The following is a 13529-nucleotide window of genomic DNA, read 5'->3' on the forward strand; positions in this document are numbered from 1 at the left end:
ACCTCCTCATCTTTTGTTGCCCGGGTTTGCACCCGACCCCGCGTCACCGTCGGGGTAAAGGTGGTCGATGGCGGCCTTCACGATCTCGAAGACCCCATCGGGACCCCATTTAGCGGTGTTTATTATCAAGTCGTAAATCGACTTGTCGTCGATGTCAATTCCATAGAGGTTTAAATACCTTTTCCTGTTGCCCTTCTCACGCTCGGCGATTCCCACGAAGGCCTCCTCGACGGAGACCCCCTCACGACGGGCAACTCTCCTGGCGCGCTCCATTATCGGAGCGTCGAGCCATATCTTGAGATCGGCATCCTTGACCATCCAGCCGGCGAGGCGGCCCTCAATGACGACGTTGCACTCCTTGGCTGCCTCCACCTGCCTCCTGTCAACCTCGCGGTCGATTTCGGGGTGAAGCTCGGCGTACTCCTGGAACTCCTCGAGCGACATGCCCATCTCCTTGGCCATCTGGCGGAAGATTAAGCCAGCGTAGATGTGCTTGAACCCGTAGTGCTTGGCCAGGTTCCTGCAGAGCGTCGTCGTTCCCGAACCTGCCAAACCGCTGACCGTTATGACGAGGCAGCCCTTCGGCATGATTACACCTTCAGAGGGCTATGCCGGCTCTTACCTGCGCCTTCATGACCTTCCTCATGCAGCTCGGGCAGAGGTTCGGGTATGGCCTCTCGGGCCTCTTTGCCGTCTTCGGGAGCTTCCTGAGCTCGCTGGGCCTGCCGCGCGGAACGCCGTTGAGCGGCCTGCCGCACATGGCACAGTGGGCGACCTTGGGCTTTCTGCGCTCGAAGTGTATGACGGTCCTTCCGCCCGGAGTCCTGACGTACTTCCTTCTCCATGACCTTGACCTGTACATCGGCTTCATTTCTCTCACCTCGCAACCCCTATTTTCAGAGTGTTTTTAAATTTAACCCATGTCGAGCAGCTTCCTGAGGATGTAACCGGTTATCATCGACGTCATTATGTACCAGCCGACGTAACCGAGCTCGTTTGCGGGCAGTCCGGAGTGATAGAGCCTGTGGAACCAGTCGAAGATGAAGAAGTTGAAGGGCGATTTCACTATGCCAACCTCAACGTACCATCTCCTGAGCCAGCCGAAGAATATCCAGAATATCGGCAGCGTTAGCAGGGTGACCTTGAACATCTGATCCTTCATGACCTCGCTCTGGAGCTTCATAAGCTCCATCTGCTCCTGCTGGAGCTTTTTGAGCTTCTTTTCGTCCTTCGCAGCCTGGGCTTCCTTGTACTTCTTCTGGAACTCCTTGCTCTTCTTCTGCAGTCGCTTCATTTTCTCCTGGTCAACCATGATGTAGTTAAGCAGGGTGAAAAACCCACCTAGGATTATGCCTGCAACGGTAACCACCACTATCGGATGGTGGGCCTGTATCAGGGGCCCAAACAGATTGTCAAGGAAAGCGTATATTCCCTCAATCATACTCTCCCACCGCCAGGTTAAGTACTTCAACAAGCTCATGAACGGCCTCTTCGAGGCCCTTATCCTCATGGTTCTCGATTATCTTGATGAGCGCGTTCGAGTGCATGGCGTAGCTCACGGCAGCGGCACGGTTTAAATCCTGGTGCCTCTGTATCTGCTCCTCCGTCTCAACGTCTCTATCGCGCTTCAGGTCGCGGAGGCGCCTTCCGAGTATCTCGCTCGGTGTGGCCTCGATTATGACTATGAAGTTGGGGTTTATGACCTCAATAACCTCCCTGGGGAAGCCTAGGAGGTATCCCACCGGCGTCCTTATGGTTGCGTGGGTGTCTATGAGTATCGGCTCGCTCTTGGACATCTCGACTATTCTCCTAGCAGCTTTCATCTGAAGCTCCTTCTGTATCTCGGGGTTTAATTTCCTCATCTCATCCCTGTGGCTCACAAGCCCAGCCGTAACTGCCTCCTCGAACATCAGGTCGCCGAAGTTGACGAGCCTGAACCTAACCTTCGTCTTCCTGAGGGCCAGCCGGGTTATGGTGCTCTTTCCCACCCCTGGAATCCCTGTTATCATGACCACAAACGGCATCACGCTCACCCAAGGAGGTTTCTGGAAGAAGTAATCGAACCGGGTTTAAAAGGTTTTGTGAAAGAAAAGAAAGGCTCACTTGGTGAAGAACTTCCTCAAAGCCGGGAACATCTCGGTGGCCTGTTCCCTCGCTATCTCCTCGTAGAACCTGTAGAGGATACCGACCGTAAGGAGGATTCCGGTTCCGGTACCCAGGGCTCCGAGGAAGTCCGCCAGCACTGCGACTACTGCCAGGGTGAACGAACCCCAGAAGGTAACGTATGGGATGTACCTGTTGAGCACCCTCTCCAGTATCCTCGGGTCGCGCCTGAATCCCGGAATCTGCAGGCCGGCGCCCTGGAGCTGTCTGGCGATGCTCCTGGCGTCGAGGCCGGTAAGCTCAACCCACAGGAATCCGAAGAGTATCGCCCAGAATATCGTCATCAGCGCGTAGACCAGGGCCCTTCCCGGGTCGGCTATGACGTGATAGATGTCTCTTGGTGGGTAGAGGTATGTGACGAATCCGGTCAGCGGATAGCCGTTCTCGTCGAAGGTTCCAAGGAAGGTGTAGCCGAAGTTGTTGAGGAGCCTGGCCCAGAGCTGGATGTTGGAGTAGAGGGCAAACGTCAGGATGATCGGTATGTTGCTGACGTACATGAACCTTATCGGGTACCTTCCGCGAACGGTAACGCGGCCGTAGCTCAGCGGTATCTCAACGCGCATGCTCTCGAGGTAGACGACCACCAGGAAGACGACTATCGTCGCCATCAGGTCCATCATATCCGGCAGCGTTCCCCTGTAGAGGGCGCCGGTTAAGTCGCCGTAGAACAGGTGCTGTATGAACGCTGGAATGGCACCTATTATCGCGGGCCCTCCCGTGACTGGGTCGATGTAGTCTGGAGTCGTTGCCGGGTTCAGGGCCTTCGTGATGACGGTCTGGGAAACACCCGCGGCGATGAAGAGACTGATACCGCTTCCGATTCCCCACTTGCTGACCAGCTCATCGAGGAGGATGAGCATCACGGAGGCGAATCCGAGCTGGAGTATGATGAGTATCGCCAGGCCGAGTCCAATGTACGCCTCACCGGCGGGTGTCGTGACGGTCTGGAAGGCGCCGATGCTGGTGTCAACCCTACCGAAGGCACCAGCGAAGACGTAGATGGCTGCCTCAAAGAAACTCATGAATACTGCGAACAGCTTCTGGGCGGCCTGGTAAAACCTTCTATCCTCATGATTGGAGAGATCGAGGTGAACTATCTCGGAACCGACGAGAAGCTGCATGATGATGCTCGCGGTGACGATTGGTCCGATACCGAGCGTCAGAAGAGAACCGCTCCTTCCGGCAAGGACAAACCTGAGCGTGGCGAAGTAGTCCTGGATCTGGGCGGGAATTCCGTAGAGAGGAATCTCCGCGAGGACGAAGTACAGCAGTAGAACGATTCCCGTCCACATGAACTTCTCCTTGAGCGGCACGTGTCTCTTGGGCCGCTCAACCTCGGGGAAGTACCTTTCAATCGCGAACACTACGTTTCTGAACCCCATGATTAACACCCGCCGAAAGTTAAATTAAAGGGAAATCAGGCGAGGAGAACCTCGCCGCCAGCGGCCTTGATCTTCTCCTCGGCCTTCGGGGTAACGTAGTAGGCCTTGATGGTAAGGGGCCTGGTGAGCTTTCCGGTTCCGAGAACCTTGTCGACGCCGAGCTGGGTGGTGTCAACTACGACCTTTCCCTCCTCCTCGTAGGCGACGCCCATGTCAAGGAAGAGGGTGAGGTTCTCGTCTATGTCGCTGAGGTTTATGGTATTCGGGGTGTACTGGACGGCCTTGGGCCTGTGGAAGCCGCGCTTGCCGAGGTGGTCCGGGGCGTACTTGATGACCCAGGTCCACTTGGTGTTCTTCCTCTTTCCGGTTCCGGCCATTCCCTTACCGCCCTTGCTACCGCCGCCGCGGTGCTTCTTCTTGCAGCCCCATCCGTGAGTGTGACTTCCGCGGAGCTTCCTAACCTTCTTCTTTCTCCTTATCATCTCTCGCCACCTCAGAGCATTCTCTCAATGAGGTCGTTTATCCTCTCGCCGCGGTAGCCGAGGGCTCCGCCTTCCTTAAAGCTGCGCTTCTTGCTGCCCTTGAGGCCGCCCCTCGGCGGGTGAAGCCTGAAGACCGGCTTGATGTTCGGCAGGTCGGTGAGCTTCATCTCGCCGGCAACGACCTTCTCCGCGAACTCCTCGATGGTCATTCCAAGCTTCTCCTTGACGTACTCGTCGGTTATCGGCCTGTTGCCGATGAGCCTGCCCCTCTTCCTGAGGAGCTCCGCGAGGGTCTCGGCGTCGATCTCTCCCCAGGTGATGTAGTCCTTGACCTTCTGAACCATTCCCTTGTAGCTCGGGTTGTCGTCAACGAGGACGAGGTGGTTGATCCTGTGGAGGCGGAGCATGGCGAGGGTGTCCCTCACGTCCCCCTTCGCCCTTATCCCGCTCCTAAGCCTGATGAGTGCGAGCTTTGCCATCCTCTCTCACCTCACTCCAGCTCAAAGTTCGCCGGCATCTCCCTTCCGACGATGATACCGTACTTCTCCTCCATGCCCGGCTGGATTGCGACGCGGTTGGTGTTGTAGAGCGCGTTGAAGACTGCCTTGGCGAAGTTGACGGTGGTCCTCGTCTCACCCAGGCTCTGTGACCAGACGTCCTGAACGCCGGCGAGGCTGAGTATCTTCTTGCCAACGTCACCGATGACCAGTCCGAGGCCACGCGGTCCCGGCATGAGCTTAACGCGGACGCTTCCTTCCTTGCCCTCGACGGCGAACGGAATTGAGTGCGGCCTCCTGCACCTGCACTCCCAGCTTCCACAGCCGCGCTTGATCTCGATGATGTTCATCTTGGCGTAGTTGATGGCCTTCCTGATGGCTATTCCAACCTCCTTTCCGTGGCCGATTCCGAGGCCGACGTAGCCGTCCCTGTTGCCCACAGCGGCGAGAACCCTGAAGCGGATCCTCCTGCCGCTGTCGGTCATCCTGACGGTGAGGGCTATGTCGAGAACCTCCTGGTTCTCCCTCATGTTGACCTCCGGAAGGAGGACGTCCACTATCTCCGGCTCCTTGATCTGGTATCCCTTACGGAATATCTCGTGAATGTCAGTTATCTGGCCTTCTTTGACGAGCTGGCCGAGCTTGGTTCTCGGCTCCCACTCCTCCAAAACCCTCTGGGCGATCTCCCTCGGGTCGCTCATTCTCTCGCCTCCTCAAACTTCTCGATTATCCTCGCCTTGACCTCCTCAAAGTGCTCGGGGAGCTTCTCGGGCTCGAGACCCTTGACGAGGTATCCCGAGAACTGCTTCCTATAGCGCTCCTCGTCCTCCTCCTTGAGAGCCTTGGCGTAGTTGGCTATGTGTTCGCCGTTTATCCTGTAGTCCTCTGGGTAGATCTCCTCGCTGTGCGGGACGTTGAGGCCGGCATCTACTGCGCCTTTGAGGACGGCGAAGATGCTCGAACCCCTGGTCGGCGGGTGGAGGCCTATGTCAAGGATGGCCTCTTCAACGCCGGCCTTCTTGGCCTTGTAGCCTATGAGGAGACCGAGCAGGTAGGCTGAAGGCGTGTTGCCGCCGTGTCCCTTCCAGCCGAAGTCCCTCATGAGCTCCCTGGTGTGGGCTGAAACCACGGTCTTGTCTCCCTTAGGGTCGTAGACGACGATCTGAGCCACGTGGTGGTTGAGGGTCTTCCTCACAACAAGCCTGGGCTTTCCAGACTTGAGGAGGGCGAGCCTCTTGTGATAGTTAGTCTTACCCTCTCTCCTTCTCCTGAACGGAACCCTATACCTCGGTCCGTGTGCCATCTCTCTCACCTCACTCCTTCAGTATGTCGTGCTCCTGCATGAACATGTAGAGCTGCCTCTTGTTCTTGAACTGGCCGCCCTTGGCGCGGATGTAAAGCCGCCTGTAGGTGTGCTCATCGAGCTTGCCCTCGGCCTTGAGCTTCCTGAGCTCCTTCCTGAGTGCCCTGATGGTCATCATCCAGCGCTCCTTCTTGCCCATCCTGGCGGTCTTCTTACCCTTCCTGCTTCCGGGGCCCCTGTGGCGTCCCTTCTTCCTGGCCTCCTGGTAGGCCCTGGCGCGAGCCCTGCTCTGGCCCTTAACGGGCTTCTTCTTGATGACGCCATCGTTGATGAGCCTCTTGATGTCCTCCCTGGTGATGGCAGCCGCGACGTCATCAATCCTCTCCGGGTCGATCCAGACCCTGTTCTCACCGCACTTCAACAAATCAGCGGCAATCCTTCTCTGCATCTTGAGCATGAGTCTCACCTCGCGTTAAGAACCTTCACACCGAGCTCCTTCGCCCTGGCAAGTATGGCCTCCCTCTTCCTGGCGCCAACGGTTCCGGCTATCCTGGCGGCCTGCCTGGTCGGGTCTATGGCCTCAAGCTCCTTGACGTTGTGGACGAGGACTTCCTCGTAGCCGCTCGGGTGGAGTCCGCGGACGAGCCTCGGTGAGCTCCAGCCTATGCTCGGTGATCTGGCCTTGCCCTTCTTCTTGAGCCTCATCTTGCTGTCAATTCCCTTCGGCCTGCGCCACTTCGGGTCGTTCTTGAACTTGGGGAACCTCCACCACTCCTGGCGAAGGAAGCGGGGCTTCTTCCTCTTGATCTTGGCCCTTATCCTAAGGAGTCTCGCCTTCTCGTTCATTTCTCACACCTCAGAACTTTATCGGCTTACCAGCCTTCTCAACGATGTAGATTCCATCCTGGAAGACACGCCTGTCCCACTTGGTTATCCTGGTCGCCTGCTCTATGTTCGCTGCGGTCTGGCCAACTTTTTCTTTGTCGATGCCCTCGACGATGACATCGCTGCCCATGACCTTGACGGTGACTCCCGGAAGTATCTTGGCCCTCCTCGGGTTCTTCTCACCGAGGAAGTTCTCGATGACGACCTCGTCACCCTGAACCTTGACGGTCATGGGGAAGTGGCTGTAGACGACCTTGAGCTTGTAGGTGAAGCCCTCGGTTACTCCCTTGATCATGTTGGCTATGTGGGCCTTGAAGGTTCTGGCTATGGCTATGTCGCGCTTCCTCGGGAACTCCTTGAAGACGACGACCTTACCGTCCTCGGTGAAGATCCGAACGCCCGGGTACTTGAGCTCCCTCTCGAGCTCGCCCTTCGGGCCCTTGACCTTGACGACGTCCTTCTCAACGGTGACCTCGACTCCCTCTGGAATCTCAACCTCTTCCCTTACCCACGCGTCTATCGGCATCTCTCTCACCTCAGTAGACGTAGGCTATCAGCCTTCCGCCGATTCCCTTCTCGATGGCCTCTTTGTGGGTCATGACGCCCTGGGAGGTCGAGACGATGAGGATACCGAACTCGAAGGCCGGAAGGAACCTCTTCTCCCAGGCCTCGTACTCCCTGGCCTTGACGGGGAACCTCGGCTTTATCGCTCCAGCCTTGTTGATCTTTCCTATGAGCTGCACCCTGTAGATGCCTGCCCTTCCGTCGTCTATGAACTCAAACTCACCGATGTAGCCGTTCTCCTGCATAACCCTGAGAACCTCTCCCATGAGCTTGGAGGCCGGCTTGAGGTAGACCTCCTTCTTTCCGACCCTCTCGCTGTTGGTTATGTGCGAAAGCGCGTTTGCCAGCGGGTCAAGCAAAGTCATCTCCTCTCACCTCACTCGTACTTCTTAAAGCCCAGCTTGGGGGCTATCTCTCTAAAGCAGTGTCTGCAGAGCATAAGGCCGTGTATCCTGATTATCGGGCCGTACTGGCCGCAGCGCATGCACCTTCTCGCACCCTTCCCAAACTTCCTGGGCTTCCTCTTGTTGTAGTCAGCCTTCGCCATCTCACAATCCCTCCACGGTAACCTTAAACTCCTCCATAGCGAAGACGATACCTTCCTCCTTGGTCAGCTTGTGCCTGTTCGGTATCTTCTTCCTCTGCCTCTTCCTCTTGGCGACCCTGAAGCCGGGCCTCTCGAGGGTGACGCAGACGTCCATACCGAAGATGCCTATCTCTGGGTCGTACTCGACGCCCGGTATGTTGATGTGCTCGTCTATTCCAAAGCAGAAGTTGCCGTGCTCGTCGAAGTTGCTCGCCTTGAGCTTGTTGTCAACCGCAGCGAGGAGTCTCTTGAGCATCTCCTCCGCCTTCTCGCCGCGGAGGGTGACCTTGACCGCTATCGGCTCTCCGCGCCTGATTCCGAAGTCCTTGTTGGTCTGCTTTGCCCGTCTCCTTATCGGCTTCTGGCCGACGAGTGCCTCGAGCATCTTCTCGGCCTTGGTGAGCCTCTCACCGCTCTCGCCAACTCCGATGTTTATTGTGACCTTGGCAATCCTGGGCTTTCTCATCGGGTGAGCTTCCCAGTCTGCAAGGATAGCCTCTCTGTTGATCTGCATCTCATCTCACCTCACGGAAGGGAAATCTCCGGCTTCTCCTTACCAACGACGAAGGCGTACTCCTTCAGGGTGTCGAAGAGCTCGCCGTTCTCGTCCTCGATGGTGACGACGTCCGGCCATCCCATCGGGAATCCCCTGACCTCGACGACCTTACCCTTCCTCGCAACGTTCTTACCCTGGGTAACGAAGACGTAAGCGCCTACCTCGAACGGGATGACCTCGATGACCTCCCTGTCGGGAACCTTCATGAGGACCGTGTAGGCCGTCCTGTACTTGTCCTTCTCGTCCATGGTGACAAGGTGGTTGCTTCCGTCGTGGAGGTTGAGCTGAACCTTCGCTCCCTTGACCATGCGCTTGTTGCTTATCCTGAGCGGCTTGATGTTGGCTTCCTTCTCGCTTATCGGGTGGAGTATGAGCTTGCCAATCCTGTTCGGAAGAACCCTGTAGTGCTCGCCGGTCTCGGGGATGGAAACGACGTCCATGATTCCGACCGGGAACTTGTAGTCCTTCCTAACGCGGCCGTCAACGAGGACCTTGCCCTCGTTGAGTATCTTCCTCGCCTCACGAGCGGTCTTGGCGTAGCCGAGGTAGTCCCTGACTATGTAGAGCAGCGGGATCGAGGTCCTCATGCTGTGCGGACCCGGTCTCGGCCTGACCGCCCACTTGTAGGTCTTCCTTGAGATGTACCACTGATTCGGAGCGGCAAGCCTCTTAAGGTGCCTCTTGGCTCCTTTCCTCGCCATCAACCAGCCCTCCTATTAATTATCTTCTCCCTCTTCTCGTCCTCAAGGTTGAGGTCTATTATCATGACGTTCGACGGGTGAACCGGGTAGAAGACCTCGGTGCCGTCGACCTTCTTCTGGGTGACTCCCTCGACGTGTATCCTGTACCTCTTGAGGTCAACCTCAAGGACCTTGCCTTCCTTGCCCTTGAAGTCGCCGCGCATAACGCGAACCTTGTCGCCCTCCCTGATCGGAAGGCTCCTCACGCCGTACTTGTTCCTGAGCTCCGGGCTCAGGGTGGCAGCCATTATCTTGCTCCTAAGGTGAAGGGGAGCGTTGTAGAGGAACTTCCTCTGCTTCTTGGGCTGTCTCGTCTTCAACTTCATCATTCTCACCTCACAACACTATGCTCGCTATGCTTCCGAGCCTGACCCAGCGCTCGGCGGCTTCCCTGGCTATGGCACCCCTGATCTCGGTTCCCCTCGGGACACCCTCGGGGGTGACTATCGCTGCCGCGTTGTCCTCGAACTTGACGCGCATGCCATCAAGGCGCCTGTACTCCTTCCTCTGCCTGACGACAACGGCCCTAACCACCTGGTGCCTAATGTCCGGCCTTCCCTTCTTGACGGCGGCGATGACCATGTCGCCGACACCGGCTGAGGCGAGCCTCCTCCTGGTGCCCTTGTAGCCAACGACGCCGATTATCTGGATGACCTTGGCGCCGCTGTTGTCGGCAACCTTGAGGTAAGCGCCTATCGGAAGAGCGCGAGTCGGCCTGACCGGGCTAATACCTCTCGTAGCACCTGCACCCTTCTTCGCCATTTAGATCACCTCTCGCCAGCCCTCTTGGTAACTGCAACGACAACCCAGCTCTTGGTCTTGCTTATCGGCCTGGTCTCGGCTATGAGAACCTTGTCGCCGACCTTGGCGTCTATGCACTCCGGGTTGTGAGCGTGAACCTTGCTCCTCCTGAGCTCATACCTCTCGTACTTTTTGAGGTAGTGGTAGTGCTGCCTCTCGACGACGACGGTCTTCTTGCCCTTGTCGCTGACGACTATTCCCTCGAAGTATCTGCCGTGTATCTTGAGGTGCCCGTGCCAGGGGCAGTGCGGGTCGTCGCACTTCTCAGCGGGAGGCTGAACCTTCAATCCGATCTCTCTCATTTTCGCCACCTCTTCTTCAATCTCATCTCGGGTCTTCCAATCAGCTCTTTTCCGTTGATTCGGATCCTTTTATCGCCAACTTCAAACTCGAGCTCCACCACGTCCTTCGGGATAACCCAGACCCTCTCACCGCCGATGGTGAGGGTGTTCCTCGTCTCGTCAAGGACGTAGCCCTCGATGCCAACCAGCTCTGGATGAGATGCCCTTATAATTTTTGCTTTCAGCCCTATGAGCTCGCTCCAGATGATGTTCTTTGCCGTTACTCGATTTCTATCAGGTCCTCTGAAAATCCAAGGTCTCCTAGCAACTTCTTGACCCTTTCTCTGTGGTCTCCCTGGAGCTCTATCCTTCCCTTCTTTACCGTTCCGCCGCATGCCAGCTTCGCCTTCAGCTTCTTTGCTATATCTTCGAGGTCGAACTCCTTTTCGTCTATGCCCTCGATTATGGTTTTAAGCTTTCCGTAGCGGGCCTTCTCTATGTAGACTCTAATTCTCTGCTGCTCCTTCAGCACTTCTTTAAAGAGCATCTCATCCAGAGGGTTAACAATCCTAGGCACTAACCATCACCTTTTCTCCCTAAGCTTCTCCTTCTTTATGGTCAGCAGGCGCGCAATGTCGCGCCTGATGTTCCGGATGACCATGGGGTTCTCAAGCGAGGCCCCCATGGTGAGCACACCCCTCTCCTTGGCGAGCTCGAGGCGGAGCTCCCTGAGCTTCTTCTCGATCTCCTCGATGCTCATCTCCCTAATCTCACTCGGCTTCATTGGTGCTCACCTCTTCCTCGACGGGCTTCTCTATAACCTCTATCTCGTCCGGGAGCTTGGCGTCGGGCGGCATGATGGAGACCTTAACTCCGATGACACCGAGCTTGAGCTTGGCCTGGGCGTAGCCCTTGCTGACGAGGGTCTCGGCGGGGTTTCCGACCTTGGCGAGGTAGCCCTGGTAGAACCTGACGCTCTTGGCCCTCTCACCGGTGAGCTTTCCGCTCAGGCGAATCTCAACGCCCCTGGCGCCGTTCCTCATTATGGCCCTGATGGCTGAGTAGGCTGCCCTCCTGAAGTGGATGCCCCTCTCGAGGGCCTGGGCAAGCCTGACGGCCTGAACCTTGGCGTTGAGGTAGGGGTTCTTTATCTCCTCAACCTCGATCTGCGGGTTCTCAAGGTTGAACTTCCTCTCGAGGGTTCTGGTGAGCTCCCTGATGCGCCTTCCACCCCTTCCAATGACGTAGCCGGGGTTGGCGGCGAAAATGACGACCTTGGTTCCGAGGGGGGTCTTCTTGATGTCTATTCCACCGTAGCCCGCTCTGCGGAGCTCTTTCTCAAGGTACTCGTCGATGAGCATCTCCTTAACGCCTTCCTTGATGAAGTATCTCTCGATCGCCAAAAGTCTCACCTCCTAACTTCCTCAACGACTATCTCGATGTGGGTGGTCTGCTCGTTGAACGGTGTGGCCCTTCCGAAGGCCCTCGGTATGTATCCGCGAAGTACTGGTCCGCGCTGGGCAGCCGCGTGGATTATCTTGAGCCTGTCCGGGTCGAGGCCCTTCTGCTCGGCGTTGTTCTTGGCGTTGAGGAGGACTTTCTTGACGGCCTTGGCGACCTTGACCGGGTACCTTCCGGGGCCGAAGCCCTTGCCAGGCTTGTGACCCTGGCTGTCGTTGAAGCGCCTCATCGGAACCGGCCTCTTGAGTGCTATAACGTCGTCGAGGTAGCGAAGCGCGTCGTTGAGCATCATGCCCTTTATCTCCCTGAGGAGCTCGATGCTGTGCTTGGGGGAAATTCTGAGGTCCCTTCCGCTGGCGCGAGCCATCCTGTCCGGGTCAAAATTTTGGAATGAGTAGGAAAACCTGCCCCTGCTCATCTATACCACCTCACTTGATGGCCACGAACATTGACGACCTGGTCGCACCGACACCAGGTGAGCCGTGCTGGACGATTCTCCTCGTGAGGGCGAACTCGCCGAGGTAGTGGCCTATCATTTCCTCCTTGATCTCTATCGGGACGAACTCCTTTCCGTTGTAGACATGGATGGTCATGCCGACCATCTCGGGGAGAATGACCATGTCCCTGCTGTGGGTCCTTATGGGCTTCTTGTACTTGCCCTTCTTGGCAAGCCTTATCTTCCTGAGGAGCTTTTTCTGCTCCGGGCTGAGGCCCCTCCTGAGGCTCCTCCTCTGCCTGCTCGGAAGGAGCTTGGCGAAGTCCTCGAGTGACATGTTGAGCAGTTCCTCGAAGCTGTAACCCCTGTACTTAAACTCCTTCTTTCTCGCCATCTTCACTTCCTCCTACCAGTTCTTCTCGCGGCTATGTGACCGACCTTCCTTCCGGGCGGGGCGCGCCTCGAAACGGTGCTCGGCCTGCCGATGTGGTGCTCCTTACCACCGTGCGGGTGGTTGACGGCGTTCATCTTGACACCCCTCGGCTTCGGCCAGAACCTGTTCCTTGCCTTGGCGATGTAGTAGGCCTTACCAGCCTTGACTATGGGCTTCTCGAGCCTACCACCGCCGGCGACGACACCTATGGTGGCCCTGCAGGTCGGCTTGAACTGCTTGAGCTCACCGCTCGGAAGCTGGACTATGACCTTGTCCTTCTCCCTGCTGACGACGAGTGCGTAGGCACCGCCTGCTCTAACGTACTTTCCACCGTCGCCAGGAACGCCCTCGATGTCGTAGACGTAGCTTCCCTCGGGTATCATTGCCAGCGGGAGGGTGTTGCCGATCTTAATCGGGGCGTTCGGCCCGATGGCTATCTCCTCGCCGACGAGGATTCCCTCGGGGGCTATGATGAGCTTCTCCATGCCGTTCTCGAACTTGACGCGAGCCACTGGGGCAGTCCTTCCCGGGTCGTGGAGTATCTCGACGACCTTGCCGACGAGGGTCTTCTCCTTGGTAAGGTTGAGCGGAACGTACCTAACGGCACCCCTGTACCTGTGGGAGGGGGCCCTAAAGGTCGTGGTTCCCTTACCTCTCCTCTGCTGAATCAAACTCTTTCCCATCTCACTCACCCCGTCAGAACAATCCTATCCTGGCAGCAACCTCACTTGCGCTGTACTCAGGCTTGAGCTTCACGTAGGCCTTCTTCTCTCCCCTCATGGTTATGAGGGTGTTGACCTTCTCGACCTTGACCTCGAACATCGCTTCCACGGCCCTCTTGATGTCCTGCTTGGTGGCGCGCTTGTCAACTATGAAGGTGAGCTTGTTCTCGTTCTCTATCATCGCCACGGCCTTCTCCGTGACGACCGGCTTGATGATGACTTTGTACGGATCCATCT

27 protein-coding genes are annotated in these 13529 nt (G+C 57.0%); all 27 read right to left on the reverse strand.

The window, feature by feature from the left end; all coding sequences use genetic code 11:
• Positions 1–6 precede the first annotated feature (6 nt).
• On the reverse strand, positions 7–588 hold the full coding sequence (cmk, locus tag A3L10_RS05425; protein WP_088866708.1) for a (d)CMP kinase: 582 nt from the start codon (positions 586–588) through the stop codon (positions 7–9).
• A gap of 10 nt (positions 589–598) precedes the next feature.
• Positions 599–871, reverse strand: a complete 273-nt coding sequence (locus A3L10_RS05430) for a 50S ribosomal protein L34e (protein WP_014788446.1) — start codon at positions 869–871, stop codon at positions 599–601.
• A 42-nt stretch (positions 872–913) separates the two neighbouring features.
• Positions 914–1441 carry a DUF106 domain-containing protein gene (locus tag A3L10_RS05435; RefSeq protein WP_088866709.1) on the reverse strand — a complete coding sequence of 176 codons (528 nt, stop codon included), beginning with the start codon at positions 1439–1441 and terminating at the stop codon, positions 914–916.
• On the reverse strand, positions 1434–2024 hold the full coding sequence (locus tag A3L10_RS05440) for an adenylate kinase (RefSeq protein ID WP_088866710.1): 591 nt from the start codon (positions 2022–2024) through the stop codon (positions 1434–1436). Before A3L10_RS05440 ends, A3L10_RS05435 begins: the two co-directional genes overlap by 8 nt.
• Positions 2025–2099: 75 nt before the next feature.
• Positions 2100–3545 (reverse strand): preprotein translocase subunit SecY, encoded by a 1446-nt coding sequence (gene secY / locus A3L10_RS05445; RefSeq protein WP_088866711.1) that lies wholly within the window; start codon positions 3543–3545, stop codon positions 2100–2102.
• Between the two features lie 35 nt (positions 3546–3580).
• A complete protein-coding gene (locus tag A3L10_RS05450) occupies positions 3581–4027 on the reverse strand; it encodes an uL15m family ribosomal protein (protein WP_088866712.1) in 447 nt (148 codons plus the stop codon).
• Positions 4028–4038: 11 nt separating this feature from the next.
• On the reverse strand, positions 4039–4506 hold the full coding sequence (locus A3L10_RS05455) for a 50S ribosomal protein L30 (RefSeq protein ID WP_088866713.1): 468 nt from the start codon (positions 4504–4506) through the stop codon (positions 4039–4041).
• Between the two features lie 11 nt (positions 4507–4517).
• Positions 4518–5225 (reverse strand): 30S ribosomal protein S5, encoded by a 708-nt coding sequence (rpsE, locus tag A3L10_RS05460; RefSeq protein ID WP_088179860.1) that lies wholly within the window; start codon positions 5223–5225, stop codon positions 4518–4520.
• Entirely contained in the window at positions 5222–5827 is a 606-nt protein-coding gene (locus A3L10_RS05465) for a 50S ribosomal protein L18 (RefSeq protein WP_088866714.1), read from the reverse strand. The genes rpsE and A3L10_RS05465 overlap by 4 nt, the downstream gene beginning before the upstream one ends.
• 10 nt (positions 5828–5837) lie before the next feature.
• Positions 5838–6284 (reverse strand): 50S ribosomal protein L19e, encoded by a 447-nt coding sequence (locus A3L10_RS05470; RefSeq protein ID WP_088179858.1) that lies wholly within the window; start codon positions 6282–6284, stop codon positions 5838–5840.
• 5 nt (positions 6285–6289) lie between these two features.
• On the reverse strand, positions 6290–6673 hold the full coding sequence (locus A3L10_RS05475; RefSeq protein WP_088866715.1) for a 50S ribosomal protein L32e: 384 nt from the start codon (positions 6671–6673) through the stop codon (positions 6290–6292).
• Positions 6674–6683: 10 nt separating this feature from the next.
• Positions 6684–7238 (reverse strand): 50S ribosomal protein L6, encoded by a 555-nt coding sequence (locus tag A3L10_RS05480; RefSeq protein ID WP_088866716.1) that lies wholly within the window; start codon positions 7236–7238, stop codon positions 6684–6686.
• Positions 7239–7248: 10 nt separating this feature from the next.
• Positions 7249–7641 (reverse strand): 30S ribosomal protein S8, encoded by a 393-nt coding sequence (locus A3L10_RS05485; RefSeq protein ID WP_088179855.1) that lies wholly within the window; start codon positions 7639–7641, stop codon positions 7249–7251.
• Between the two features lie 11 nt (positions 7642–7652).
• Positions 7653–7823, reverse strand: a complete 171-nt coding sequence (locus A3L10_RS05490; RefSeq protein ID WP_014012546.1) for a 30S ribosomal protein S14 — start codon at positions 7821–7823, stop codon at positions 7653–7655.
• Between the two features lies 1 nt (position 7824).
• Positions 7825–8376 carry a 50S ribosomal protein L5 gene (locus A3L10_RS05495; RefSeq protein ID WP_088179854.1) on the reverse strand — a complete coding sequence of 184 codons (552 nt, stop codon included), beginning with the start codon at positions 8374–8376 and terminating at the stop codon, positions 7825–7827.
• 11 nt (positions 8377–8387) lie between these two features.
• Complete coding sequence (locus A3L10_RS05500) at positions 8388–9119, reverse strand: 30S ribosomal protein S4e (RefSeq protein ID WP_088866717.1); 732 nt, start codon at positions 9117–9119, stop codon at positions 8388–8390.
• Positions 9119–9484 carry a 50S ribosomal protein L24 gene (gene rplX / locus A3L10_RS05505; RefSeq protein ID WP_088179852.1) on the reverse strand — a complete coding sequence of 122 codons (366 nt, stop codon included), beginning with the start codon at positions 9482–9484 and terminating at the stop codon, positions 9119–9121. The genes A3L10_RS05500 and rplX overlap by 1 nt, the downstream gene beginning before the upstream one ends.
• A 10-nt stretch (positions 9485–9494) precedes the next feature.
• Positions 9495–9920: a 50S ribosomal protein L14 gene (locus A3L10_RS05510; protein WP_055429656.1), complete on the reverse strand. Its 426-nt coding sequence runs from the start codon at positions 9918–9920 to the stop codon at positions 9495–9497.
• Between the two features lie 5 nt (positions 9921–9925).
• Positions 9926–10261: a 30S ribosomal protein S17 gene (locus A3L10_RS05515; RefSeq protein ID WP_088179851.1), complete on the reverse strand. Its 336-nt coding sequence runs from the start codon at positions 10259–10261 to the stop codon at positions 9926–9928.
• The gene (locus A3L10_RS05520; RefSeq protein WP_088179850.1) at positions 10258–10635 is read right to left on the reverse strand and encodes a ribonuclease P protein component 1; all 378 of its coding nucleotides are present in this window, start codon (positions 10633–10635) and stop codon (positions 10258–10260) included. Before A3L10_RS05520 ends, A3L10_RS05515 begins: the two co-directional genes overlap by 4 nt.
• Positions 10521–10787, reverse strand: a complete 267-nt coding sequence (yciH, locus tag A3L10_RS05525) for a stress response translation initiation inhibitor YciH (RefSeq protein WP_206204009.1) — start codon at positions 10785–10787, stop codon at positions 10521–10523. The genes A3L10_RS05520 and yciH overlap by 115 nt, the downstream gene beginning before the upstream one ends.
• A 36-nt stretch (positions 10788–10823) precedes the next feature.
• Positions 10824–11024 carry a 50S ribosomal protein L29 gene (gene rpmC, locus A3L10_RS05530; RefSeq protein WP_088179849.1) on the reverse strand — a complete coding sequence of 67 codons (201 nt, stop codon included), beginning with the start codon at positions 11022–11024 and terminating at the stop codon, positions 10824–10826.
• Positions 11011–11643, reverse strand: coding sequence for a 30S ribosomal protein S3 (locus A3L10_RS05535; RefSeq protein WP_088179848.1), 633 nt, complete (start codon positions 11641–11643; stop codon positions 11011–11013). The genes rpmC and A3L10_RS05535 overlap by 14 nt, the downstream gene beginning before the upstream one ends.
• Positions 11644–11648: 5 nt before the next feature.
• Positions 11649–12119, reverse strand: a complete 471-nt coding sequence (gene rplV, locus A3L10_RS05540) for a 50S ribosomal protein L22 (RefSeq protein ID WP_088866718.1) — start codon at positions 12117–12119, stop codon at positions 11649–11651.
• A 10-nt stretch (positions 12120–12129) separates the two neighbouring features.
• Positions 12130–12531: a 30S ribosomal protein S19 gene (locus tag A3L10_RS05545; RefSeq protein WP_088179846.1), complete on the reverse strand. Its 402-nt coding sequence runs from the start codon at positions 12529–12531 to the stop codon at positions 12130–12132.
• Between the two features lie 2 nt (positions 12532–12533).
• Positions 12534–13253 carry a 50S ribosomal protein L2 gene (locus tag A3L10_RS05550; RefSeq protein ID WP_058937894.1) on the reverse strand — a complete coding sequence of 240 codons (720 nt, stop codon included), beginning with the start codon at positions 13251–13253 and terminating at the stop codon, positions 12534–12536.
• 13 nt (positions 13254–13266) lie between these two features.
• Positions 13267–13527, reverse strand: coding sequence for a 50S ribosomal protein L23 (locus A3L10_RS05555; RefSeq protein ID WP_088179845.1), 261 nt, complete (start codon positions 13525–13527; stop codon positions 13267–13269).
• Between the last annotated feature and the right edge of the window lie 2 nt (positions 13528–13529).

The organism is Thermococcus radiotolerans (genome assembly GCF_002214565.1).
In the GTDB taxonomy this organism is placed as follows: Archaea; Methanobacteriota_B; Thermococci; order Thermococcales; family Thermococcaceae; genus Thermococcus; species Thermococcus radiotolerans.